This is a genomic window from Achromobacter sp. NPDC008082 (assembly GCF_042957345.1).
Lineage (GTDB): Bacteria > Pseudomonadota > Gammaproteobacteria > Burkholderiales > Burkholderiaceae_B > Achromobacter > Achromobacter kerstersii_A.
In genome coordinates this window covers 170,614-191,440 of the sequence record NZ_JBIBIB010000007.1, presented here as the reverse complement: position 1 = coordinate 191,440, position 20,827 = coordinate 170,614, and the positions used below count along the sequence as shown (strand labels likewise).

The window sequence follows — 20,827 nt, the reverse complement described above, 5'->3', positions numbered from 1 at the left end:
GACTTCAATTTTCCAAGTCTGAATGGAGTCTTTTGTGTCGCACACGCCCACCAATCATCAATCGATTCAACGCACTAACAAGGCCGCCGTACAACTCGAAGGATGGGGTATGCCGGCTGACGAGGTCATCGCCTTGGCCACAACGCTTAACCGTCAAGTGCCCGCGCTCGATTGGTTTGCAGAAGCGCGCGCTGACCGCGAGGCGTTGACGTTGCACCTGGTTGATATCGCTGCGTTGGCCGGCGAATCGGGACATGCAGTGTGGAATACGTTTGGCCCTGTCGAAGCCATGCGGTGGGCACGCGAGGCAGGCAAACCGGCGCTAGCCGTCTGCCGCGGAAAATTCAGTGAGTTGCCAGTGGATCGCTTGGGAGTATGGGTGGCGGCGAACGCCTTCGCATGGGAAACCAAAACGCAGGAGGTGATTCGAGCGCTCGCGGCCATGGCATGGCAACCGCAACGGGGTTACCAGGATTTGCCAGGATGGCAGGCCGTCCAACCCTTGACGCAGCGCAATCTGCTGGCCATTACGGCATCCGACAACGATAAAGTTGATTTTCCTGCGCTGATGAGACAGGTATCCGAAGCGTCGTTCATGCATCCCGCGGCCTTGTCGGTGGCGGGCGTTCCGACCGCAACGTTTGAACGCACGCTGGTGGAAGCCGGCCTGCAAGACCTGCACGAAACAGCCGTGGCCCCCATGACGCTTGACGGCGTCCTGCGTATCGATGCGTTGGTGGGCTTCCCATGGCTGGGTACGAGTCAGTCCGCAGCGGTTCGATCAAATTGACCCGTCAAGTAAGCCGACGCACCCTGGGCAAGCACCGCCTGGAGCTCTTTGCGCAAATGCGCCGGTTTCACCAGCATGACGTCCGGCGCCAATCCAAGCACGAACTGCTTGAACGTCAAGGACGGACGCACCGTCGCCACGAGCTCAAAGCCCTCTCGCGTCTCTTTGATAACTTGATCCTCCGCGAGCCGGTAGTATCGCAGCCGACTGCGGAAGTCGCGCTCTCGGACTTTCAAGGTGACTCGCTGAGGCGCTTCAGGAAAGAACAACAACGTATGTTCGTGGCGCAAGAATCGCTCGAGATCAAAGCCCGTGTCGGTATCCGCGGGATCATGGGTGGCGACGGCGCTGGTGATTCTGTCAACCCGGTGCAAGTAGCGCACGAACTTCCCGCTGCGTCGGGAACGTCGGCACGACACCAGATACAGCACACTGCCACGCTCGATCAAGGCCAGGGGCGACACTCGATAATGAACCGGAGCGTTGGTAGATAACGCCACATTCTGATAGCCCAGGTCCAAGCTCGTATTGCGGTATAGCGCGTCCGTCAAAGCGCCCATGATGGCCTCGTCTTGCTCGGGAGCAATCAAGGGAAAACCAGAGTCGATGATGGCCGCTTTGCCACGCCAGGCGCGGCCTTGCAGATAGCGTGGATACGTGGGATGGCTACCGAGAAGCTCTCGGCTGCGGTCGCAGTGTTCGCGTAATGTTTTGAGCGCGTCGGCAGGCAATTGGTTTGAGGCAAATTGCTCTAATTGCAAAAGTGCAACCGCCAGCTCCACACTTTTGACCTCGGCTTTACCCGGCATTTTCTCGGGGATGCCGCGCCAACTACGCGCACTTCCCTGCCCACGGCAATCAATAACGCCGTCCTGAGATAGCCGTTGCAACGCCCTTTGCATGGTCTTGGATGAAGACGCCGAATATCCATACCGAGGCCGCAACCACTCATACAGCATGCGCGACGACACCCATCCCCCGTCACGTTGAAGCATTTCAAGCACATCCCAATGCAAAGGCGTGAAATCTTCGCCTGCCATATGTCCCTCCATCCCCAATTCTCTTGGGTCCAATTCAAATCAAACGCATAAGCCAACATCAATATGGCGCTACATGGTTGGCAATATTCCGTTTCTTATACTTATATACTGTTATACTTTCGTGTAACACATTCTAACAGAGAGGACGACGGTAATGCCCCTTCCCTTGATCATCGGTGCCGCAGCCTTAGTGGCCGCCAGCTACGGCGCCAAAAAAGGTTATGACGGTTATCAAAAGCATTCCGAAGCTGACGACATCGTCAAACGGGCAAAAGCGGCATACGACGAACGGCGCACCATCTTTGATGCGCAAGAAAAGAAAACTGAAGTTGCGTTGACGGCGCTAGGTAATCTGGAACTTGAGATCGGCGAAAGTTTCGGTGAATTCAAGACCCTGGCAGATGCGCTGATCAACGAACTGAACGCGAATTCTCAAGACAAGCTGGAGGTCAAATTCCCCAAGCGGGAACTTCAGAAAATCGAGAATTACAGTTATTCCGCCATTGGTGTGCTGGGCAGCATCGCGGGTGCGGGCGCGGCGGGCGCGGCAGCAGGTTTTGCAGTGTATGGCGGGGTCATGGCCCTGGGCGCGGCATCAACCGGCACCGCAATTTCCGCGTTGGCGGGCGCTGCGGCAACCAACGCCACCCTGGCCGCCATTGGCGGCGGCTCGCTTGCTGCAGGGGGGTTGGGAATGGCTGGTGGCACCGCTATTCTGGGCGCCGCCGTGGCCGCACCGATCTTGGCCATCGCAGGTTGGGCCTATGACAACCACGGCGAAGAAGCCCTTAAAAACGCCCATAAGGCATCCGACGAAGCGGACGCCGCCATCAAGAAACTGGGCAAGGCTGATGAGTTCCTGGCCGACACCGAGGAATATGCACGCCGTATCAAGCGCGCCTTGACGCGCATTTACCGTGAATTCCACTGCTATTTCGATGATCTCAAAAACGTCAGCGCACTAGTGGATGACCTGAAGGGCCGCAATGTCGATGTCGCCGCCGAGCTCGCCAAACTGGGCACGTCGGTCACGCAGATCATTGAGAACGGTTATGCGCTTGCGTCGATTCTGACCAAAGTCATTACCACGCCGCTCTTCAAGGTGAAGGAAGCGCGTGGCGCCATCGTCGTCGATGAAAACGGCTTGCCGGAAATGCTCAAGGACGCAGATGGGTCGATGATGCTGAATGGTGACAAGATCGACGATGCGCTCGACGCCGCCAAACAGGACGCCACGCGCTACGAACACCGCTAGCCGACTCTTTCTTCGCACAGAGGGAGCCGGACTCCCTCTCCCCATTGCCGCCTTTGCGTGGCCCCTCGCTATTAATCCGTTCTGAATACCATGCACGCTATCGCCAGCCAGTATCCCTGGGCAGAAGAGTTGGAAAAAACCGTCGTTCGGAGCCTCGTCACGAGTTTCGGTTTAGATTTCTTGTTATTCAAAGACAAGCACGGCGGCGAAGTCGACACGATTCACAATGCTCGAAGCGGAGTCTGGGCGAACCAGGCCGAGCAAGACAAATACGTCCAGCGCGGCGCCTATTCGGACGTAAAGGGCGCGTATCACAGCGATCGCAGCTACATAGACAAGGGAAAGTCTGACGCTGCACTGCAACAGGCCGGAAAACTCCAGGACGGCTACACATCGAGCCGCATGTCCTCTCAAAATGGAATTCGGGATCTCGATCACGTTATTGCGGCCAAGACCATTCATGACGATCCCGGCCGAGTATTGGCCGAGATGTCTGGCATTACGCTGGCAAACCATGAATCCAATTTGGTTTCCACGCACAGGAGCATCAATCGGTCGAAACAGGCCATGCCCGTCGAAGCATTTCTAGCCGGCTTGCCAGACAAGATTGCACAGCAGAAAACGGCGCTGGATGCCCGGCGTGCACTTCTGGCGGACATGCCACGGAACACGCCTGAGCAGCAGGATCGCGCTCGCCAACAAGAAGCCAAAATAAAAAGCGCCGAATCGAAACTACAGGCCCTGGAGTCGATCGACCCCAAGGCCATGCGACAAAAGGACTTGAAGGCCAGGCAGCAATACGACGGCGCCATTAATAAAAAGTATTACACCAGCAGCAAATTCTGGGGTTCGACCCTGAGCGCGTCAGGCAATGCTGGGGTAAGCATGGGAACCCGCCAGATGCTGGGCCTGGTGGCCGCTGAAATCTGGTTCGAGTTGCGCGAAGCATTGCCCGCGCTGATGCAGAAGATGCGCGTGAATTTCTCGTTGGCAACATTCCTGCAAGAGGCGGAACGTACGCTCCAGGGCATCTGGATTCGCGTGAAGGCCCGATTCAAGGATTTTCTGACCGCATTCAAAGACGGCGCGTTTGCCGGCATCCTGGGCAGCGTGACCACCACGATGTTTAACGTCGTGGCCACCACTGGCAAGAGCGCCGTCAAGATCATTCGCGAAATGTGGGGGCAAATGACGGCAGCCTTGAAGCTGTTGGTCTTCAACCCCGATGGCCTGTCCACCGTCGATCTGACAAAGGCCGTGGTCGCTGCGTTGTCTGCAGGCGTTGCGACCGCCGTAGGAAGCCTGGTCTACGCACAACTGGTGCCTGTCATGAGCTTTCCCTTCGGCGGAGAGCTTGCGGCGTTCATCGGCGCCTTGACGACCGGCATCGTTACCATGGGTCTGCACTACGTTCTGCTGCACAGCAAAATGATGGAGCGTATTTGGCTCCTGATTGAACGCAGCAGCCACGCGCTCACACTGCGGCAATTCGAAACGCTGAACGCGCAGTTGGATGAGTACCTGGAAGATATCGCCCGTATCGAATTGAACATCGACGTCGACGAACTTGAAGACTTCGCCTTGGATCTGCGCAGTGCAAGAACCGAAACGGCGCGTGGCGCCGTGCTTTTGCGAGAAGTCAAAGAGCGCGGCATCGCACTGCCCTATGAAATGGGCAATGCCGACAGCACACGCAGTTGGCTCGCGTCATTGGTCAAGTGAACTCGCCGTTTCCCTGCTCACAGTGCGGGCGATGCTGCCAGATGGTGGATCGCTCTGCGCTCACCAGGCACCTGGACCGCGGCGATGGCACGTGTCTGCACTTCGACGCCGTCCGCCTGCAATGTGGCATCTACGAGCAGCGCCCCGACCTCTGCAGGGTGGACCGGCAATACACCCTGCATTACGCGAAGCAAATTTCCTGGGACGACTTCGTAACGCTGAACCTGCGCGTGTGCGCAGCCTTGCAACACCCTGAGTTCCCCTTAGGTGACACCCTAGGTGACACCACTAGGTGACGCCCTAGCATCCCATGACCAAAACTGAATATCTCGCGCGCTCAGCGCCTTTTATCCACTGGCTTGCCACGGTTGTCTCCGGACAGACGCCGCTCGGCTATCGACATGACAATGGCGTGGACGCCAACTTGAACGACGCCCTTGACCGCTACAGCTGGCCCAACAAACGAATCGACATTCCGACCCCAGACGGCCAACTCAGCATCCCTGCCCACAGCAATTTTTCAGTCAACGCCATCCTGCTCGGGCGGCTCCAAGCGGGTCTACGCCGCTGCCTGGATCAGACGAAAGTCGATGACGCTGAGCTTGCGCATTGGGCCGAAGCCATCATGCGATGGGGTGGCGTGTTCACCAAGCGTGGCAATGGCCCATGGCTGGACAGCAAGCGAGTGGGCTTCTCTACATACCTGCGCCCCGTACTGCAAGCGCTATCCGACCCGGGCGGCTCTGCGCACAAGGCGCTACCTGATCTCAGGTCGAACGCCGGCACCACTAAAATTCACTCGCTGGCGCTGCCTGATTTCGTGATTTATGACAGCCGTGTCGCTGCCGCTCTGGCGTGGCTGGCGCTGCGGTGGAGCCAACAGGAAGGCATCGCGGTGCCCGCCCACCTGCGATTTGCCTGCATGCGCGCGAACACAGGTAAAGCCAACCTCAAGATGCGCTCACCCGATCAGGCAATATTCCCCTACTTCGCCGCTTCGGGACCGCTGCGAGAGCATCAGCGCCACGCGACCTGGAATATGCGCGCCAACTGGATCATCTGTGCAGCCGCTGCGCAGTCCCCTGCCGGCGCTTGGACGGCTCGCCAAGTCGAAGCTGCATTATTCATGATGGGCGCCGACTTGACCTCTGCGATGCGCGGCCACTGATACGGCAAGCATCACTCCCCCCAGCACCAGAATGCCCGCCAGAATGCCGGACAGCCGCATCAGTGCGGGCGCGGGATCGTTCGCCCAATGGTGGTCCTGCACGAACACCATGATGAAGGCGATGGTGAATTGCCGGCCAACGTAGCTGGCGCCTTCCTGCCCCGATTGCACATGGCATCCGGCCCACACACCCAAGGACAGCACCAACATGTGCCAAACGGGTTGGTCGTGCATCAGCGGCAAGAGCGCCATGCCCACCACGCCAGCCAACAAACAGCCCGCCACACGCTGCACCATTTTTTCAATGATGGGCTGGCGCGTGCTGTCCACAAGCTTGCCCGCCGGCAACATCAACACCGCAATCGTCGTCACCATCGCCTGCGCGAAGCCGGGCATGTCGAACCAGTACGTCAGGGCGGCAAGCAGCACGATAGCCAATGCGGCCTGCCCGCCAAGAAGCAGGCGGTTACGGTGCAGGACGTCGGGGGACGGCTGCGCGCTTGTTTGCAGCGCGGCCGCGCCTTCGCCAATGGCCAATGGCGTGGCCGACACCGGTGGCGGCCGCAGGCGCCGATACCATTGCGGGCCGAAATGAAAAACGCTGGCCACCAGCACGCAAGCCAGCGTCCCCACCATGACCTCGGCCGCGCGCAACGCCGCGAACACGGCAGTCGCCTCCAGTGAGGACAGCATGTGCGCTTCGTAGGTCACCATCAGCGCCGTCACGCCGCCCAGCATCCATGCATATGGCGCCTTGGAACCATTGGCGTAGTACGCCGCAACCCCGCCAATCACTCCCAACGCAGGCACGAACAACCACGGGCGATCGCCGATCAACGGCCCTGCCAACGCCCCCAGCGCCGCACCCAGCAAGGTGCCAATCACCCGATGCGCCGCCCGCTCAACCGAACTGCTGAAGCTCGTCTGCATGACGGCAAACCCGCTGATGGCCGCCCACCACGTGTAAGACAGGTGCAGCACATTGGCGAGCACCACTGACAGCACCACGGACAGCACCGCTTCCGTGGCGAACGTGCCGCGCGCCCGGGATGGTTTCCACGCGGCCAGCTCTCGCCCCAGCGCAAACATCGCCGCGCGAGTGGTGTGCAAGAGCGTGTGAGCCAGTGCCATGCGGGGTGAGTGAAGTGATTGGATTGACGCTGCGGCTTGCGGCAGGTGAAGACAAATAATAAGGAGCTTCCCACGCCTTGTCGAAGACAAGCCCGCCGCGCGCGGTTCAAGCGATCTACGGTATTCTGAGTCCGGCCACAAACCCGACCACCAAGGGAGTCAACATGAATCGCCATCCGCGCGTGATCGCTATTGCCGCCTCTGCCGCTTTCGTCTCGATGCTTGCCGCTTGCGCCGCGCCGCAGACCAAAGCGCCCATCACTGGCAACACGCACGCCGGCGCCACGTTGAAAGCCGACGTCGCCCAGAACATTTCGATGCAGGCCCAAGTACAACTGAATTGCCAAAAGGTCGACGCCATTCAAACGGAAGTCGTGAAGGTCAACCCGATTGGCACGGGCAATTCCGCCGCGTCCCGGCAGTATGGAAGCGTGGATGAACGGTGGATTGTGCAACTGTGCAATCAGCAGATTCCGTTCAAAGTGACGTTGACGCCGGATGGAAAAGGCGGAACGTTCTTTTCGACGTCGCGGGAGACGTATTGACGTATGCCGATTGCCGCCGCCCGGGTGGCGGCAATTCGGCGGCCCCGGCGCGCTCGGTATTCAGGCGCACTCAGGATTCAGGCGCGCTCTGGCAGCGCACGCAGCCAAGGCACCGGCAACGGGCGGCCTATGAAGACATGCCCTTCCCGCCCCCACTCGCCAACTCCCCCGCCAACGCCAACGCCCGCAACAAAAACGCCGACCCATCGTCCTTCCGGTAGCTGACAATCACCGGCGACACAAACCCATCGCCTTCGATCCGCACATGCACCACATCCTGCCGCTGCAACCGTTGCACCGACGCCGGCACCACACTCACCCCTAAGCCTGCCGCCACCAGCCCAATCGCCGTCTGCAACTCGTTCGCCTCTTGCACCACCTGCAACGAATACCCCGCTGCCCGAAACAAGCCCAGCACGTGATCCGCAAAATTCGGCCGCGGCCGCGCCGGATACAGCACGAAGGGCTCGCGCGCCAGGCGCTCCACCGACACGCTTTTCATCCCTGCCAGCGGGTGATGCAACGGCACGGCAGCCATCAGCGGTTCGGTCATCAGCACGCGCCGTTCAATGGCCGGGTCATCCAGCAAAATCCGCCCGATACCCAGATCAATCCGCCCGGCCTTCAAGGCTTCAAGCTGCGGCAACGTCGTCATCTCCATCAGCCCCACCTCCACCTGCGGATCAGCGCTGCGCAGTTGGCGGATCAGTTCCGGCACAAAGCCGTACAGCGTCGACGGCACAAACCCAATGCCAAACCATCGGCGCTGCGTCTGCCCCAAACGCCGGGTGCCTTCCAGCACTTCATCCAGCCGCGCGGTCAGCAGCCGGGACTGCTCCAGCAGAAAGCGGCCGGCTTCGGTCAAACGCAACGCCCGGGTCGTGCGCTCGAACAGCACCACGCCCAGCTCCTCTTCAAACTGGCGAATTTGCCGGCTAAGCGGGGGTTGAGCGATGTGCAGGCGGGCGGCGGCGCGGGTGAAACTGCCCTCTTCCGCCACGGCCTGGAAGTAACGCAGATGCCTGAGTTGCATGGCTTATTCAGACTTGAAAGGTATTAATTGGAACCTATATAGTCTTGGACCTGCTGGGAAAGTGCAAGCGATACTGCCACTATCGCTCAATCCCTGGCAGTAAAAGTATGAATCAGCCCAGCATTCTTTCCGTCGAAGCCATTCTGGTGGACCTGCCCACCATCCGCGCCCATCAGCTGGCCATGGCGGTCATGCAGCGCCAGACGCTGGTGATCGTGCGGCTGACGTGCAGCGATGGTATCGAAGGCATCGGCGAAGCCACCACCATCGGCGGCCTGTCCTACGGCGAAGAAAGCCCCGAGGGCATCAAGCTGGCGATTGATACCTACCTGGCGCCCGCGCTGGCTGGCTTGGACGCCACGAATATCCACGCCGCCATGCAGCGCCTGGAGAAAGTGGCGCGCGGCAACCGTTTCGCCAAATCCGCGCTGGAAACCGCGTTGCTGGACGCGCAAGGCAAGCGCTTGAACGTGTCGGTGGCTACGCTGCTGGGCGGCGCTGTCCGCACCCGGATGCCGGTGCTGTGGACGCTGGCCAGCGGCGACACCGCCCGCGACATCGAAGAAGCCGAGTCCCTGCTGCAAAGCCGCCGCCACAACACCTTCAAGCTGAAAGTCGGACGCCGCGCCGTGTCGGAAGACGTGGCGCACGTGTCGCGCATCAAGCAAGCGCTGGGCGACCGCGCTCGCGTCACCGTGGACGTCAACCAGGCCTGGAACGAGGCCGATGCGGCCGGCGCCATTGCGCGCTTGGAAGCGGCGAGCGTCGACCTGATCGAACAACCGATTCCGCGTGCGAACCTGGCTGGCATGGCGCGGCTGGCTGCCCGCTTCGTCGTGCCGATCATGGCGGACGAAGCCGTCAACGGACCCGAAGACGCGCTGGACATCGCGCGCCAAGGCGCGGCGGATGTGTTGGCGCTGAAGATCGCCAAGTCCGGCGGGCTGTACGAAATGCTGCGCACCGCCGCCGTTGGCGATGCGGCCGGCATGTCGCTGTATGGCGGCACGATGCTGGAAGGCTCGGTGGGTTCCATCGCGTCGGCGCATGGCTTTGCCTGCCTGCCGCGCTTGTCGTGGGGTACGGAATTGTTTGGGCCGTTGCTGTTGAAGGACGACATCGTCGCCAACCCGCCGCGTTACGCGGACTTTGAACTGGAACTGCCCAGCGGCCCCGGGCTGGGCCTGACGCTGGACGAAGACAAACTGAATTTCTATCGGCGGGACCGCGCAACGGCGGCCTGACCAGAAGACTCGGCCGCGCCCGCCAGGCAGGGCGCACCCCACAATAATTCAAGCATCACGGAGACAACCATGCGTCATGCATTCAAACCCTTTGCCCGCGCCATTCTGGCGCTGTCGCTGCTGGGCGGCGCGTCGGCCGCGCTGGCCGACAGCTATCCCGACCGCCCCGTCAAATGGATCGTGCCCTTCCCGCCGGGCGGCGCCATGGACAGCATCGCCCGCACCCTGGGCGAATCCATGGGCAAGCAGCTGAACACGTCCTTCATCGTGGAAAACCGCGCGGGCGCAGGCGGCAATATCGGCGCGGCCAGCGTGGCGCGCTCCAAGCCGGACGGCTACACGATTCTGATCGTGGCTAACGGCATGGCGGTCAACCCGGCCCTGTACACGGACCTGAACTACGACCCCATCAAGGACTTTGCGCCGATCTCGCTGCTGGCCGTGGTGCCCAACGTGCTCGTCACCAACCCGGCGCGCACGGGCGCCACCAGCGTGCAAGACATCATCACCAAGGCCAAGGCGCAGCCCAACCACTACACCTACGCCTCGGCCGGCGTGGGCACGTCCATCCATCTGGCAGGCGAGCTGTTCGTGTCGATGACGGGCGTTGAGATGCTGCACGTGCCGTACAAGGGCAGCGGCCCCGCCGTCGCCGACCTGCTGGGTGGCCAAGTCGACTACATGTTCGACAGCATCACGTCCGCCAAACCGCACATTGCCGCCGGCAAGCTGCGCGCCTTGGCCGTCACCACCGCCAAGCGCTCCGCCGCGCTGCCCGACGTACCCACCCTGCAAGAAGCCGGCGTGCCCGGCTACGAGCTGATGCCCTGGTTCGCCGCCTTCGCCCCCGCCGGCACGCCGCCGGAAGTGGTGGCCAAGCTGAACGACGCGATGCGCAACGCGCTGGCCGAACCGAAGGTGAAAGCCACGCTGGATTCGATTGGCGCAGAGTCGATCGGCAGCTCGTCAGACGCCCTGCGTGATCACCTGGCCAAGGAAACCGAGCAGTGGAAGACGCTGGTCAAGGAACGGAATATCAAGATCAACTGATGCGCGTGCCACGCCTGACATGACAATGCGGGGCAAACAAAAACCGGAGCAATGCTCCGGTTTTTTTATGCGCGCCGCCCTTGCGGTGGGCCGCGGAAAGATGGTGGACCGCCATAAAACAAAAGCCCCGCCTCTAGGGCGGGGTGGGACTAGGTCTTACATGATGGGTCTTAGGCTTGCGCCCATTGGAAGCCATCACCAACCTGTGGGGATTCTATTCAACGGATGTAGTGTCAGTCAACACGGCTGGCCCGATCCTTGCTTCCTTGAGGCCCACACCATGCCAAAAACGCTGCACTATCGCCCCCTTTTGATAGACACATTCATCACCAACGAACGCATCCAGAGTTATCAGACCATTTTCCACCCTGCAAACGATGTGGAGTTGATGGGCGCGTACTTGTGGAACGGCCGAGTATGCGGTGCGCTTTACCCGCTGCTTGCGGCCGTCGAAGTCACGCTGCGCAATGCCATCGACCAATCATTAACGGCTGATCTCGGTCAATTCTGGTGGGCTGGCAGCAAATTGCGCTATCGATCGTTCAAACCGGATATCGATGCGCCGCACGCCGTGCAAGCATTACGAGAGAATTTTTCCAAGGCCACCCGCAGCTACATCGCGGAAAGCCGGCGCCGACACGGCGCACATGGCCGCATCGCCCCGCGCCATGAAGGTGTCATTGCCAAGACAACATTCTCAACCTGGGGGTACTTGCTAAACCCGGAATTCCAAGGACGCGGCTTGATTTGGCCCAAGCACCTTTCAACCATATTCCGTGGGCCGTGGCCCACTCACCAGACGCGCGCGCTACTCACCCATGCCCACGACCTGGTCGCCACCTTGCGAGATTTTCGGAATCGGCTTTTTCATCATGAACCTGCGTGGAAGCGCTATGACGTGCAGAATCAGGCCGATGCGCTACAGCACCTGCACGAGAAGATAGGCAAGGCCGAAAGTCTGCTGGCGCTGATTCATCCAGAGAACCTGCGTCTGCTAAATACGAACGGCCTGCTTCGTGATGCTCGCCGAGCATGCTGCCCAGCGGAGATTCAACGGTTCCAGCATCTGGCTCACGTGCACCCCATCAAATCGCTGGGCGAACTCAAAGCGTTGGTGGACAGGTCGGCCGTTGACAACCAGATACTGGCCGCGCAAATCAGTCAGGGCCAGCCGCAACCCTTTCTGATTTGGCCTCGATAGTTTCCCGGGGACCTACTCCACCGTCGCCCCCGACTTCTTCACCACTTCCGCCCAGCGCGGAATCTCGGTGGCCATCAGGGCGCGCAGTTCGTCGGGCGTGCTGCCGACGAGTTCCATGCCCATCGTTTTGCCGAGCTTTTCTTGCACGTCCGGTTCCTTCAGGATCAGCGCGATTTCGGCGGCGAGCTTGTCCAGGATGGGTTTGGGCGTGCCCTTCGGTGCATACACCGCTTGCCAGGACGCCATCTGGAAGCCCGGCACGCCGGCTTCCTGCATGGTGGGGACGTCGGGCGCGAGCGAGATGCGGTCTTTGGTGGTGACGGCCAGCAGCTTCAGCTTGCCGGTTTGCAGCAGCGGCAAGGCGGCCGTCATCTGGTCGAACATGAAGGTGACGGCGCCCGATGACACGTCGACCATGGCGGGCGGGGTGCCCTTGTACGGCACGTGTGTGAGCGGCACGCCGATCATGCTTGAGAACAGTTCGCCGGCCAGGTGCGTGGACGTGCCTGCGCCGGAAGAGGCGAAGGTGCGCTTGTTGGGGTCGCGCTTGAGCAGCGCGATCAGGTCGGCCACCGAGTTCACGCCCAGGTTGGGGTCTACCAGCAGCACGTTCGGCAGGTAGGCGATGAGCGACACCGGTTCGAAGTCTTTGACCGGGTCGTACTTCAGGTTCTTGTACAGGCTGGCGTTGATGGCGTGCGTGCTGATCGTGCCGCCGAACAAGGTGTAGCCATCGGGCGGTGCTTTCGCAACGTAGGTGGCGCCGATGCCGCCCGCCGCGCCGGGCTTGTTTTCGACGATGACGTTCTGGTGCAGGCGGTCGCCCAGCTTCTGGGCGAGCACGCGGCCGACGACGTCGGTAGAGCCGCCGACGGTGAACGGCACCACATAGGAAATCGGCTTTTGCGTGGGCCAATCGGCGGCGCTGGCCGGCATGGCCAGCGTGCCAAGGACGGCGCTGGCCAGCAGCGCGGCCAACGCGCTGCGTCGTTGCGTATTCATGGTTGTCTCCTGCCTTGATTTATTGCTTTATAGGTATGGGGTCGCAGGCGGCGGTTCGACCGGCCGCCCACGGCAAGGCTCAGCGGCCTTGTTCTTTGCGCCAGGCGGCGAATTTGTCTTTGGTGCCCGGATCGGTGGGCGGGTACAGGCCCAGGATGGATGCGCCCTGCTGCACCTGGCTGGTCACGAAGTCTTCGAACGCGGTCATCTCCACGGCTTCGATCGAGATCTCGTCGGCCAGATGCGCGGGGATGACGACCACGCCTTCGCGGTCGCCCACGACGATGTCGCCCGGCCACACGGCGACATCACCGCAGCCGATGGGCGCGTTGATGTCCAGCGCCTGATGCAGCGTCAGGTTGGTCGGGGCCGAGGGGCGCTGGTGATACGCGGCAAAGCCCAGTTCGGCAATTTCAGGGGAATCGCGAAAGCCCCCGTCGGTGACGACACCGGCCACGCCGCGCTTCATCAAGCGCGTGACCAGGATGGACCCAGCGGACGCGGCGCGCGCGTCCTTGCGGCTGTCCATGACCAGCACCGCGCCTTCCGGGCAGGTTTCGACGGCGACGCGTTGCGGGTGCGTGCGGTCTTCAAACACCTTGATGGTGTTCAAGTCTTCGCGCGCTGGGATGTAGCGCAGGGTGAACGCCGGGCCGACCATGTTGGGCAGGTTGGCGTTCAGCGGGCGCACGTCCTGGATGAACTGATTGCGCAGGCCGCGTTTGAACAACGCCGTGCACAGGGTGGCCGTGCTGATGCCGGACAGGCGGGCACGGGTTTCGGGATTCATTTGGGACACGATGACTCCGGGCAATAAACAGAATGAAAGAAACGCGCGGCGGGCCATGCCCGCCTGCGCGCTTAGAAGATTTCGGGTTCCGGCACGGGTGCGCCGAACTCGGTTTCCAGGAAATCGAAATCGCAGCCGTCGTTGGCTTGCAGGATGTGCTTGGAATACATCCAGCCGTAGCCACGCTCGTAGCGCTTGGGCGGCGGCGTCCATGCGGCGCGGCGCGCGGCCAGTTCTTCGTCGCTGATGTTTAAGTGAATGCTGCGAGCCGGCACGTCTACGGTGATCAGGTCGCCGGTTTTGACGAAGGCCAGCGGGCCGCCCACATAGGACTCGGGCGCCGCGTGCAGGATGCAGGCGCCGTAGCTCGTGCCGCTCATGCGGGCGTCAGACAGGCGCAGCATGTCGCGCACGCCCTGCTTCACGAGCTTTGTCGGAATAGGCAGCATGCCCCATTCCGGCATGCCCGGGCCGCCTTGCGGGCCGGCGTTGCGCAGGATCATGATGTGTTCGGGGGTGACGTCCAGGTTTTCGTCGTCCACCGCCGCCTTCATGCTGGGGTAGTCGTCGAACACCAGCGCCGGGCCCGTGTGTTGCAGGAATTGCGGCGCGCACGCGCTGGGCTTGATCACGCAGCCGTCGGGCGCGATATTGCCGCGCAGCACGGCCAGCGCGCCTTCGTCGTAAATGGCGGTGTCCACCTTGCGGATGACGTCGTCGTTATAGACCTCGGCGCCCGCAATGTTTTCGCCCAGCGTCTTGCCGGTGACGGTCATGGCGGATAGGTCCAGGTGGCCGTCCAGCCGCGTCATCAGCGCCGGCAAGCCGCCGGCGTAATAGAAGTCTTCCATCAGATAGGTGTCGCCGCTGGGCCGGATGTTGGCAATGACGGGCACCTTGCGGCTGGCGGCGTCAAAGTCTTCCAGGCTGACGGCATGGCCTGCGCGGCGCGACATGGCCACCAGGTGAATGATGGCGTTGGTGGAGCAACCCATGGCCATCGCCACATTGATGGCGTTCTTGAATGACGCCAGGCTCAAGATGCGCTTGGGGGTCAGGTCGTCCCAGACCATCTCGACCACGCGGCGGCCGCATTCCGCGGACATGCGCATGTGGCCGACGTCTGCCGCGGGAATCGAGGACGCGCCGGGCAAGGTCATGCCGATGGCTTCGGCGATGGCCGTCATGGTGCTGGCCGTGCCCATCGTCATGCAGGTGCCGTAGCTGCGGGCGATACCGCCTTCGACTTCGGTCCATTGTTCCTGGGTGATCTTGCCGGCGCGGCGTTCGTCCCAGAGCTTCCAGGCGTCCGAGCCCGACCCCAGGATCTTGCCCTTCCAGTTGCCGCGCAACATAGGGCCGGCCGGCACGTACACGCAGGGCAGCCCGGCGCTGATGGCGCCCATGAGCAAGCCCGGGGTGGTCTTGTCGCAGCCGCCCATCAGCACCGCGCCATCAACCGGGTGGCTGCGCAGCAGCTCTTCGGTTTCCATGGCGAGGAAGTTGCGGTAGAGCATCGTCGTGGGCTTGACGAAGGATTCCGACACCGAAATGGCCGGCAGCTCCACCGGAAATCCGCCCGCCTGAAACACGCCGCGCTTCACGTCTTCAACGCGCTGCTTGAAATGGCTGTGACAGGGGTTCAGGTCAGACCAGGTGTTGATGATGGCGATGATGGGCCGGCCGACCCAGTCATCCGGCGCGTAGCCCATTTGCATCATGCGGGAACGGTGGCCGAACGAACGCAGGTCATCCTTGGCCATCCAGGCGGCGCTGCGCAGACTTTCGTAGGAACGTTTCATAGGGGGAATGGGGGTGAGGCGTGGTGGGGATGAAAGCATTTAAACACTAATACATTAGTGCGTCAGCTAGGTGAAAACCCGCTACACTGCGGGCTTTACTACCGTACTCCCGTCAGGCCCCCTGATGCAAAGCCCCAAGCTCCGACTGGACCGCTCCCGCCACGCCGCGCCCCAGGTCTTCGAACATCTGCGCGAGCAGATCGTGTCGCTGGAACTCGCCCCCGGCGCCCCGCTGTCGCGCGTGACGCTAGCCGAAACCTACGGCCTGAGCCAAACGCCCATCCGCGACGCGCTGATGCGGCTGGCTGAAGAAGCGCTGGTGGAAATCTATCCGCAACACACCACCGTCGTCAGCCGCATCGACATCCCCGCCGCCCGGCAGGCGCATTTCCTGCGCCAGTCGCTGGAGCTGGAAATCGTGCACATGCTGGCGCAACGGCCTGACGCGATGCTGCACAAGCGGCTGCAAGCCAGCATCGACCTGCAACGCGTGAGCCACGCCAGTGGCGAATACCAGCAGTTCATCAATGCGGACCAGGCGTTTCACCGCGACATGCATACCGCCGCGGGCGTGACGAGCCTATGGGAATTGGAGCAGCGCTACAGCGGCCACCTGGACCGTCTGCGCCGGCTGCACCTGCCCGAAGCCGGCAAGGCCGAACGCATCATGGACGACCATCAGCGCCTGCTGGACGCCATCGTGGCGCAGGAACCCGCGCGGGCGCAGCAGGTGCTGCGCGAACATTTGTCTGGCACGCTGAGCCAGGTGGCCGAGATCTGCAAGCGGTATCCGGAGTACGTGCTGGCGGAATGACGGGCCGTGTCCGGCGCCTACACGCGGTTTCTCGGTGTTGCGGTGTTGCCGGTTTGCGGGTTTGCGGGTTTGCGGGTTTGCGATTTCGCGGTTTCGCGATTTTGCAGTCCCGCCATCATTCCAGCAGATACCGCCGGATGATGGTCTTGCCATCCTTGTCCGCCAGCGATAGCAGCGCATCGCCCGACGCATCCATGCCCAGCAGCCCCGTCTCGACGTCTTGCGGCAGTTGGAACGGGCGCCAGGTCTTGCCCTGATCGCGCGTATAGAAATAGGTCTTGGTGTACTCGTTGAACGAGAACAGGTGGTCGGCGTAGGTCTTGATCACCCAGGCGCGGCCGCTGAACCAGGCGTCGCCGATCCAGCTAGGCTTGCCCTGCACCGACGGAGAATCGGCACGCCGATGCCAGATGCGTTCGGCCTTGTCCAGCTCGTAAATGGCGTCGCCCGAAGTCTCGAACACCGGCTCATCGCGCGTCACCCGCGCGTCAGCCGCTTGGGGCGGCACCGGGGCCACGCCCTGCGTGATGCGAAAGGCCGGTGATGCGCCGTCTTGCAGCTCGACTTCAAAGCGCCGGGTTTCCAGCACCTCGTTCTTGTCCGCCGCGCTCAGGCTGATCCGCGTACGCCAGCTCCAGCCCACAGCGCGCCGCTCATCCAGCGGATACAGCGACCAGTCATAGGCCAGTTGGTCTTCGGCGCGGGCGCCGCCGTCCTTGGCCAGCATGTCGCGAAAGGCGCGTTCAAAAGCGGCCCCATCCGGCCACACCTGTTCATCCAGCGAGATCCCCGACCACTGCCGCGCGCCGTCCTGGCTGACCAGCAAGCGGTAGCCCGCGTCATGGCGTTCCATGGCAATGACGCGGTCTTGCGTCAGAAACACGGTGTGCTGCTGCCCGGGGCCCAGCACCACGTCCGCGTCCCGCGCCCACGTCTTACCCAGGTCGTCCGAGCGCAAGGTTTCAAATGCGGCGGGCTGTTCGCCGTCTGCGGCGGTGCGTTCAATGGCGGTGATCAAGTACAGCTCGCGCCCCTCCGGCGTGCCGATCATGCTGACCCCGGCGTCGCCGCTGATGGAGCCCAGCAGATCAAAAATGCCCGTGCCTTGGCCGCCATAGATCAGGTTGCGCGTATCCGTCTGCAGCCAGGGGTTCTGCTGGCGCGTGCCAAGCGCAGGCACTTGCGCATCCAGCAGCGGGGCCTTTTCAAGCGCGGGCATATCCTTGGCCGACACCAGACGCTGCCCGATCAGCAACTGCCGTTCGCCGTAACGTTGCAGCGCCACCCGCGAAGACGAGGCCAGCGCCGGGCCGTTGAGTTCGCCGATGATCTCGCTGCGCGCCAGCGGTTTGCCCAAGGGAACCAGTTGGTAGATGCCATACCCGATCACCCCGGCGACGGCGATCGCAGCACCGCTGGCAAGCAGTCTAAGGTTCATGAGGGCAACGCATCCAGAGGCAGCAGCACCAGCCATTCGGCCAGTGACGTTTGGGGGAACGGACGAAACTATAGCGTGTCACGCGCGGTTCTCTATACTGGCGTGACATACTCTTACGCCGCATTGGCCATACACGGAACCCGGACATGATCGCAAGGCACGCCCCCCTCACCTTCGCCCTGCTTGTTTTTGGGGCAATCGCATGGGGGCAGCCGGCGCTGGCCGCTACGCCTGACGTCTGCGCGACGGTGACGGTGCGCGAAGGCGACCCAATTCCCCCCGACGCCTGCGCCGTCACCATCGTGCCTCGCAGCCTGGACGTGTCCGGCATCACCTTCGGCGGCAGCCCGGCCTGGACACCGTTGGACCCACAAGCCATGCCCGGCGTGTTCTACGACAGCGCATCGATTGCCCCTGTATCCGAGCGCCCCGTGGTGATGGCGGTGACCGTGGCCTGGTTCTACGCGCAGCCGCGCGTGTCCGAAACCAATGGCCAGCCGTATGCGTCGGTTTCGCAGCCCATCACCTTGAATTGCACCGCCAATACCTACACCGTCACCCAGACTCAGCACTATGCCGGGAACGACGCCACCGGGGCGCTGGTGGAATCGATTCCCGTAGCGGGCATCCATAACGCGCCTGTCGCGCGCGACCCCGTGCAGCGCAAGCTGCGGGGCGTGGTCTGCCCCACGCCGGGTAAGAACGCCCGCAAGTAGTGGCTCTGGCGCGCGGCGGCCACGCCGCGCCCTACCCCCGCCAGTACCGGTACAGCCCCCGCGCCGCGGCGTCCAGCAGAAAGCCCAACACCCCGATCATCAGCACCATGGCCATCAGTTCGGAATAGGCCAGACGGTCGCGCGTGTCCAGAATGAAATACCCCATGCCCGCCGACACGCCCAGCATTTCGCAGGGCACCAGCACAATCCACAGAATGCCAATCGCCAGCCGCACGCCCGTCAGGATGTGGCCAAGCACGCCCGGCAGGATCACGCGGCGCAAGGTCTCCCAGCGCGTGGCCGCCACGCTTTGCGCCAGTTGCAGCCAGCGCGGGTCCAGCTGCTGCACGCCGGCCGCCGTGTTCAACACGATGGGCCACACGGCCGCGAAGGTCAGCAGAAAGTAGACCGGGTCATCGCCCACGCCGAACACCATCACCGCGATGGGCATCCACGACAGCGGCGAGATCATCCGCAAGAACTGCATTGCGGGCGACACCGTGGCCTCCAGGCGGCGCCAGCTGCCTATCGCCAGCCCCAGCGGCACGCCGATCGCCAGCGCGAAGCCCAAGCCCACCGCAATGCGCCGCAGGCTGACCATGATGTGCAGCGGCAGATCAGATGCAGTCAAGAGTTCGGCCAGGCTCACAAAGGTGGCGCCCGGCGAAAAGCGCCGGGCCATGCCGCCTGCGGGCGACAGCACATCCGTGCCCAGCCACCACAGCGCCAGCAATGCCGCCAAGCCACCCAGGCCCAACGCGCAACGCGCGCCCAGGCTCAAGCCCGTGGCACGCGCGCGATTCGTCGCCTTCGCGGATGGCGCCGCCTGTCCGCCTGCGGGCGTTGCCGCCACCGACTCCCGTGCCGTCACGCCTGCACCATTTCAGTCCGGCTGTAGGCGTTGGGGAAACCGAAGCGGCTCAGGCCGCCCACGGATTCAATCGCACGCTTCACGTAGCGGTCGTCCACCAGCTCGCTTGCGGCGCGCGCCGGGTCCAGGTCGGCCAGGAAACCCCGGTCAGCCTCGATCAGCGTGTCACGCAGGCGGCGCACCAATTCTTCGGTGTAGCTGGGAAACGGATAGGGCTGGAAGTCGATGCGGCGTTCGTCCCAATCGGCATGGCGGATGGCGCCGCTGGCCAGGTACTGCTCGCGGTCGGACACGGGCGGCGCCAGCACCTTGGACAGCGCGGGCAACGCATGCGGCGTATAGCGGTTGATGCCCTCTTTGGACAGCAGCTGCGCGGTCTCGGCGCGGTTGTCGCGTATCCACAGTTGCGCCTGCACGATGGCGTTCACCACTTTCTGCGACCACTCCGGGCGCTGTTCCAAGTCGCGTTCATGCATGAACACGACGCAGCACGCGTGATTGCGCCAGACGTCGCCGGTAAAGCGCAGCACCTTGCCCACGCCCAGCGTTTCGGCGACGGCATTGAAGGGTTCCGCCACGATGTAGCCCGCGATGCGGTTCTGCGCCAACGCGGGCGGCATGTCGGCGGGCGCCATGACGATCAGGTTGACCTCGTTGGCGCCCACCGTGCCGTCCTTGCGCGCCACCGGCGTCAAGCCGTTTTCGCGCAGCAGATATTGCAGCATGACGTTATGGATGGAATACCAAAACGGAATGGCGACCGTCTTGCCGCCCAGTTCCTTGACGCTGTTGATGGCGGGCGCCACGGTCAGGCCCGATCCGCCGACGTGGTTCCACGCCACCACCTTGGCCGGCACCTTGCTGCCAAACCGCGCCCACACGGTCATGGGCGACAATAAGTGCACCACGTTGACCTGCCCCGAAATAAAGGCTTCGATCACCTGCGCCCAACTGCGCAGCAACGTCGGCTTTTCGGCCTTGACGCCCGCCTTGTCGAACAAGCCGTTGTTATGCGCCACCAGCAAGGGCGCGGCGTCGGTGATGGGCAGATAGCCGATGCGCACGGTCGCGTCCGGGTCGGTTTGCGCACGGGCGTTGAACGCCGACAGCAAAGACGCCGCGCCACCTGCCGTCAGTAGGGCCGAGAGTTTCAACCAGTCGCGACGCGACATGTGTTCCAGGCACATCAATAAGCTCCTTGCTTGGGGAAGGCGA

The 20,827-nt window shown here is 62.5% G+C and carries 19 protein-coding genes; 10 read left to right on the top strand and 9 right to left on the bottom strand.

The window, feature by feature from the left end:
* The first annotated feature begins 34 nt into the window (after positions 1-34).
* On the top strand, positions 35-790 hold the full coding sequence (locus tag ACFZAI_RS27090) for a hypothetical protein (RefSeq protein ID WP_391569890.1): 756 nt from the start codon (positions 35-37) through the stop codon (positions 788-790).
* Here ACFZAI_RS27090 and ACFZAI_RS27085 read toward each other — a convergent pair.
* Positions 763-1,830 carry a helix-turn-helix transcriptional regulator gene (locus ACFZAI_RS27085; RefSeq protein ID WP_391569889.1) on the bottom strand — a complete coding sequence of 356 codons (1,068 nt, stop codon included), beginning with the start codon at positions 1,828-1,830 and terminating at the stop codon, positions 763-765. The genes ACFZAI_RS27090 and ACFZAI_RS27085 overlap by 28 nt on opposite strands.
* Positions 1,831-1,984: 154 nt before the next feature.
* On the opposite strand from ACFZAI_RS27085, the gene ACFZAI_RS27080 reads away from it, so the two are divergent.
* From ACFZAI_RS27080 to ACFZAI_RS27070, 3 genes are all read left to right on the top strand, one after another.
* On the top strand, positions 1,985-3,085 hold the full coding sequence (locus ACFZAI_RS27080) for a chemotaxis protein (RefSeq protein ID WP_391569888.1): 1,101 nt from the start codon (positions 1,985-1,987) through the stop codon (positions 3,083-3,085).
* 90 nt (positions 3,086-3,175) lie between these two features.
* Positions 3,176-4,807, top strand: coding sequence for a hypothetical protein (locus ACFZAI_RS27075; protein ID WP_391569887.1), 1,632 nt, complete (start codon positions 3,176-3,178; stop codon positions 4,805-4,807).
* 310 nt (positions 4,808-5,117) lie between these two features.
* A complete protein-coding gene (locus ACFZAI_RS27070) occupies positions 5,118-5,975 on the top strand; it encodes a hypothetical protein (RefSeq protein WP_391569886.1) in 858 nt (285 codons plus the stop codon).
* Here ACFZAI_RS27070 and ACFZAI_RS27065 read toward each other — a convergent pair.
* Entirely contained in the window at positions 5,928-7,106 is a 1,179-nt protein-coding gene (locus tag ACFZAI_RS27065) for an FUSC family protein (RefSeq protein ID WP_391569885.1), read from the bottom strand. The genes ACFZAI_RS27070 and ACFZAI_RS27065 overlap by 48 nt on opposite strands.
* A gap of 164 nt (positions 7,107-7,270) precedes the next feature.
* Between ACFZAI_RS27065 and ACFZAI_RS27060 the strand changes: the two genes are divergently transcribed.
* Positions 7,271-7,651 (top strand): hypothetical protein, encoded by a 381-nt coding sequence (locus ACFZAI_RS27060; protein ID WP_391569884.1) that lies wholly within the window; start codon positions 7,271-7,273, stop codon positions 7,649-7,651.
* A 127-nt stretch (positions 7,652-7,778) separates the two neighbouring features.
* On the opposite strand, the gene ACFZAI_RS27055 is transcribed toward ACFZAI_RS27060, so the two are convergent.
* On the bottom strand, positions 7,779-8,684 hold the full coding sequence (locus ACFZAI_RS27055; RefSeq protein ID WP_391569883.1) for a LysR family transcriptional regulator: 906 nt from the start codon (positions 8,682-8,684) through the stop codon (positions 7,779-7,781).
* A 107-nt stretch (positions 8,685-8,791) separates the two neighbouring features.
* Between ACFZAI_RS27055 and ACFZAI_RS27050 the strand changes: the two genes are divergently transcribed.
* The 3 genes from ACFZAI_RS27050 (at position 8,792) to ACFZAI_RS27040 (ending at position 12,179) form a co-directional block, all read left to right on the top strand.
* The gene (locus ACFZAI_RS27050; protein ID WP_391569882.1) at positions 8,792-9,928 is read left to right on the top strand and encodes a muconate/chloromuconate family cycloisomerase; all 1,137 of its coding nucleotides are present in this window, start codon (positions 8,792-8,794) and stop codon (positions 9,926-9,928) included.
* Positions 9,929-9,997: 69 nt separating this feature from the next.
* A complete protein-coding gene (locus ACFZAI_RS27045) occupies positions 9,998-10,978 on the top strand; it encodes a Bug family tripartite tricarboxylate transporter substrate binding protein (RefSeq protein ID WP_391569881.1) in 981 nt (326 codons plus the stop codon).
* 280 nt (positions 10,979-11,258) lie between these two features.
* Positions 11,259-12,179, top strand: coding sequence for a CAAX protease (locus tag ACFZAI_RS27040; protein ID WP_391569879.1), 921 nt, complete (start codon positions 11,259-11,261; stop codon positions 12,177-12,179).
* Between the two features lie 12 nt (positions 12,180-12,191).
* On the opposite strand, the gene ACFZAI_RS27035 is transcribed toward ACFZAI_RS27040, so the two are convergent.
* The 3 genes from ACFZAI_RS27035 to araD all read right to left on the bottom strand — a co-directional run bounded on the left by ACFZAI_RS27035 (position 12,192) and on the right by araD (position 15,773).
* Complete coding sequence (locus tag ACFZAI_RS27035; RefSeq protein WP_391569878.1) at positions 12,192-13,181, bottom strand: Bug family tripartite tricarboxylate transporter substrate binding protein; 990 nt, start codon at positions 13,179-13,181, stop codon at positions 12,192-12,194.
* 79 nt (positions 13,182-13,260) lie between these two features.
* Positions 13,261-13,971, bottom strand: coding sequence for a ribonuclease activity regulator RraA (locus ACFZAI_RS27030; RefSeq protein WP_391570280.1), 711 nt, complete (start codon positions 13,969-13,971; stop codon positions 13,261-13,263).
* Positions 13,972-14,042: 71 nt separating this feature from the next.
* Entirely contained in the window at positions 14,043-15,773 is a 1,731-nt protein-coding gene (gene araD / locus ACFZAI_RS27025) for an L-arabinonate dehydratase (protein ID WP_342065657.1), read from the bottom strand.
* A gap of 124 nt (positions 15,774-15,897) precedes the next feature.
* Between araD and ACFZAI_RS27020 the strand changes: the two genes are divergently transcribed.
* Positions 15,898-16,587, top strand: a complete 690-nt coding sequence (locus ACFZAI_RS27020) for a GntR family transcriptional regulator (protein WP_391569877.1) — start codon at positions 15,898-15,900, stop codon at positions 16,585-16,587.
* 115 nt (positions 16,588-16,702) lie between these two features.
* Here the strand turns inward: ACFZAI_RS27020 and ACFZAI_RS27015 are convergent, their stop codons facing one another.
* Entirely contained in the window at positions 16,703-18,025 is a 1,323-nt protein-coding gene (locus ACFZAI_RS27015; protein WP_391569875.1) for a hypothetical protein, read from the bottom strand.
* A gap of 146 nt (positions 18,026-18,171) precedes the next feature.
* On the opposite strand from ACFZAI_RS27015, the gene ACFZAI_RS27010 reads away from it, so the two are divergent.
* Positions 18,172-18,741, top strand: coding sequence for a surface-adhesin E family protein (locus tag ACFZAI_RS27010; RefSeq protein WP_391569874.1), 570 nt, complete (start codon positions 18,172-18,174; stop codon positions 18,739-18,741).
* Between the two features lie 31 nt (positions 18,742-18,772).
* On the opposite strand, the gene ACFZAI_RS27005 is transcribed toward ACFZAI_RS27010, so the two are convergent.
* The gene (locus ACFZAI_RS27005; RefSeq protein ID WP_391569873.1) at positions 18,773-19,612 is read right to left on the bottom strand and encodes an ABC transporter permease; all 840 of its coding nucleotides are present in this window, start codon (positions 19,610-19,612) and stop codon (positions 18,773-18,775) included.
* The gene (locus ACFZAI_RS27000) at positions 19,609-20,799 is read right to left on the bottom strand and encodes an ABC transporter substrate-binding protein (protein WP_391569871.1); all 1,191 of its coding nucleotides are present in this window, start codon (positions 20,797-20,799) and stop codon (positions 19,609-19,611) included. Before ACFZAI_RS27000 ends, ACFZAI_RS27005 begins: the two co-directional genes overlap by 4 nt.
* Between the last annotated feature and the right edge of the window lie 28 nt (positions 20,800-20,827).

What these genes read in the sequence shown, in the direction of transcription:
- ACFZAI_RS27085 (WP_391569889.1), bottom strand. Translation starts at nt 1,830, where the DNA reads ATGGCAGGCGAAGATTTCACGCCTTTGCATTGGGATGTGCTTGAAATG.
- ACFZAI_RS27080 (WP_391569888.1), top strand. Translation starts at nt 1,985, where the DNA reads ATGCCCCTTCCCTTGATCATCGGTGCCGCAGCCTTAGTGGCCGCCAGC.
- ACFZAI_RS27075 (WP_391569887.1), top strand. Translation starts at nt 3,176, where the DNA reads ATGCACGCTATCGCCAGCCAGTATCCCTGGGCAGAAGAGTTGGAAAAA.
- ACFZAI_RS27070 (WP_391569886.1), top strand. Translation starts at nt 5,118, where the DNA reads ATGACCAAAACTGAATATCTCGCGCGCTCAGCGCCTTTTATCCACTGG.
- ACFZAI_RS27065 (WP_391569885.1), bottom strand. Translation starts at nt 7,106, where the DNA reads ATGGCACTGGCTCACACGCTCTTGCACACCACTCGCGCGGCGATGTTT.
- ACFZAI_RS27060 (WP_391569884.1), top strand. Translation starts at nt 7,271, where the DNA reads ATGAATCGCCATCCGCGCGTGATCGCTATTGCCGCCTCTGCCGCTTTC.
- ACFZAI_RS27055 (WP_391569883.1), bottom strand. Translation starts at nt 8,684, where the DNA reads ATGCAACTCAGGCATCTGCGTTACTTCCAGGCCGTGGCGGAAGAGGGC.
- ACFZAI_RS27050 (WP_391569882.1), top strand. Translation starts at nt 8,792, where the DNA reads ATGAATCAGCCCAGCATTCTTTCCGTCGAAGCCATTCTGGTGGACCTG.
- ACFZAI_RS27045 (WP_391569881.1), top strand. Translation starts at nt 9,998, where the DNA reads ATGCGTCATGCATTCAAACCCTTTGCCCGCGCCATTCTGGCGCTGTCG.
- ACFZAI_RS27040 (WP_391569879.1), top strand. Translation starts at nt 11,259, where the DNA reads ATGCCAAAAACGCTGCACTATCGCCCCCTTTTGATAGACACATTCATC.
- ACFZAI_RS27035 (WP_391569878.1), bottom strand. Translation starts at nt 13,181, where the DNA reads ATGAATACGCAACGACGCAGCGCGTTGGCCGCGCTGCTGGCCAGCGCC.
- ACFZAI_RS27030 (WP_391570280.1), bottom strand. Translation starts at nt 13,971, where the DNA reads ATGAATCCCGAAACCCGTGCCCGCCTGTCCGGCATCAGCACGGCCACC.
- araD (WP_342065657.1), bottom strand. Translation starts at nt 15,773, where the DNA reads ATGAAACGTTCCTACGAAAGTCTGCGCAGCGCCGCCTGGATGGCCAAG.
- ACFZAI_RS27020 (WP_391569877.1), top strand. Translation starts at nt 15,898, where the DNA reads ATGCAAAGCCCCAAGCTCCGACTGGACCGCTCCCGCCACGCCGCGCCC.
- ACFZAI_RS27015 (WP_391569875.1), bottom strand. Translation starts at nt 18,025, where the DNA reads ATGAACCTTAGACTGCTTGCCAGCGGTGCTGCGATCGCCGTCGCCGGG.
- ACFZAI_RS27010 (WP_391569874.1), top strand. Translation starts at nt 18,172, where the DNA reads ATGATCGCAAGGCACGCCCCCCTCACCTTCGCCCTGCTTGTTTTTGGG.
- ACFZAI_RS27000 (WP_391569871.1), bottom strand. Translation starts at nt 20,799, where the DNA reads ATGTGCCTGGAACACATGTCGCGTCGCGACTGGTTGAAACTCTCGGCC.